This is a genomic window from Streptosporangium nondiastaticum (assembly GCF_003011965.1).
GTDB classification, from domain to species: domain Bacteria; phylum Actinomycetota; class Actinomycetes; order Streptomycetales; family Streptomycetaceae; genus Streptomyces; species Streptomyces nondiastaticus.
The window spans coordinates 1-2292 of record NZ_PXWG01000284.1 but is presented as its reverse complement, the minus strand read 5'-3'; the positions used below and the strand labels follow the sequence as shown (position 1 = coordinate 2292).

General features: G+C 74.1%; 2 protein-coding genes. One reads left to right on the top strand and one right to left on the bottom strand.

Annotated features, from left to right (window positions below):
- Nucleotides 1-1027, bottom strand: a 1027-nt coding sequence (locus tag B7P34_RS35730; RefSeq protein WP_146167035.1) for an FAD-binding oxidoreductase, incomplete at its 3' end; no start/stop codon positions are given.
- A gap of 90 nt (nt 1028-1117) precedes the next feature.
- Here B7P34_RS35730 and serC point away from each other — a divergent pair.
- Nucleotides 1118-2236: a phosphoserine transaminase gene (gene serC / locus B7P34_RS35725; protein WP_106682265.1), complete on the top strand. Its 1119-nt coding sequence runs from the start codon at nt 1118-1120 to the stop codon at nt 2234-2236.
- Nucleotides 2237-2292: the final 56 nt, after the last annotated feature.

The window sequence follows — 2292 nt, the reverse complement described above, 5'->3', positions numbered from 1 at the left end:
CCGTGGCCCCGCCCGTCTCGGCGAACAGCCACGCGGCGCCCTCGGGCAGCCCGGCCGCCGCCGCGCGGCCCACCAGGTCGGCGGCCATGCCCTCGACCGTCAGCGGCCCGTGCGGCAGGAGCAGGTGGGCGGCGTCCGCGGCGGCGCTCTCGTCCGCGTACGCGAGCACGGCCAGCGCCCGGGCGCGCGGCGCTTCCACGAGCCGTACGGTCGCCTCCGTCAGCACGCCGAGCGTGCCTTCGCTGCCGGTGAAGGCGCGGGCCACGTCGGTGCGCCGCTCCGGCAGCAGGGCGTCCAGCGCGTAGCCGGAGATGCGGCGCGGCAGGTCGGGGAAGCGGGTGCGCAGCGCGGCCAACTCGCCGCCGACCAGGGTGCGGAGGCCTCCGGCGAGCCGCTCCGGCAGCCCCTCCCACCCCTGTGCGAGCCGGGCCCGCTCGCCCGCGTACGTGAGGACGTCCAGCGCGTGCACGTTGTCGGCCGTCGTGCCCCAGGCCACGGAGTGCGCGCCGCACGCGTTGTTGCCGATCATGCCGCCGAGCGTGCAGCGGGCGTGCGTGGACGGGTCGGGGCCGAACGTCAGGCCGTGCGCGCCCGCCGCGTCCCGGAGCGCGTCGAGGACGACGCCGGGCTGGACGACGGCCGTGCGGGCCTCCGGGTCGATCGACGTGATCGCGTTCATGTGGCGGGTGAAGTCGAGCACCACGCCCTCGCCCGTGGCCTGTCCGGCGATCGACGTGCCGCCGCCGCGGGCGACGACCGGCACGCCGTGCGCGCGGCAGACGGCGAGCACGGCCGCCACGTCCTCGGCGTCGCGGGGGGCGACCACGCCCAGGGGCACGCGCCGGTAGTTCGAGGCGTCCATGGTCACGAGGGCCCGGTCGGCGGCCCCGAAGCGGACGTCGCCGCGCACGCCCTTCCGGAGCGCGGCGGCCAGCTCCCCGCGCAGTTCTCCACGGAGCCCCTCGCGGTCCGTACGGCCTGCGTCGTCGCCGCTGCCGTCAGCGTCACCCTCCACAAGATCAGCCATACCTCCCATACTGCACAGCCCCCGCCCGCCCCCGTCTCACCGAACGGACGTTTTACTGATCGGAAACTCCGCACGGACTAGGCTGCCTCCGTGGCTGATATCCAGATCCCCGCTGACATCAAGCCCGCCGATGGTCGCTTCGGCGCGGGCCCGTCCAAGGTGCGTACGGAGGCGCTCGCCGCGCTGGCTGCCACCGGAACCTCTCTGCTCGGCACGTCCCACCGCCAGGCCCCGGTGAAGAACCTGGTCGGCTCGGTGCGGGACGGCGTGCGCGAACTGTTCTCCCTGCCCGACGGCTACGAGGTGATCCTCGGCAACGGCGGCTCCACCGCCTTCTGGGACGTCGCGACGCACGGCCTGATCGAGAACAAGTCGCAGCACCTCTCCTTCGGCGAGTTCTCCTCCAAGTTCGCGAAGGCCGCGAAGCTCGCGCCGTGGCTGGCCGAGCCGACCGTCATCTCCTCCGAGCCCGGCACCCACCCGGAGCCGAAGGCGGAGGCGGGCGCCGACGTCTACGCCCTCACGCACAACGAGACCTCCACGGGCGTCGCGGCGCCCGTCAAGCGCGTCGAGGGCGCCGACGAGGGCGCGCTCGTGCTGGTCGACGCCACGTCCGGCGCGGGCGGCCTGCCCGTCGACATCGCCGAGACCGACGTCTACTACTTCGCCCCGCAGAAGTCCTTCGCCTCCGACGGCGGCCTGTGGCTCGCGGTGTTCTCCCCCGCGGCCCTGGAGCGCGCGGCCCGCGTCCACGCGTCCGGGCGGCACGTCCCCGAGTTCTTCTCCCTGCCGACCGCGATCGACAACTCCCTCAAGAACCAGACGTACAACACCCCGGCCCTCTCCACCCTCTTCCTGCTGAACCAGCAGCTGGAGTGGCTGAACGGCCAGGGCGGCCTGGACTTCGCGGTCCGCCGCACGGCGACCTCCGCCCGCACGCTCTACGGCTGGGCCGAGGCCTCCAAGCACGCGAGCCCGTTCGTGACCGACCCGGCCAAGCGGTCGGCCGTCATCGGCACGATCGACTTCACGGACGACGTGGACGCGGCGGCCGTCGCCAAGGTCCTCCGCGCCAACGGCATCGTCGACACCGAGCCGTACCGCAAGCTCGGCCGCAACCAGCTGCGCATCGCGATGTTCCCGGCGATCGACCCGTCGGACGTCGAGGCCCTGACGGCCTGCGTCGACTACGTGATCGAACAGCTCTGACGCGCGGGCCCCTCCGGGGGGCCGAGCCTGACGACCACCGCGTGGCGCGGTCCGGC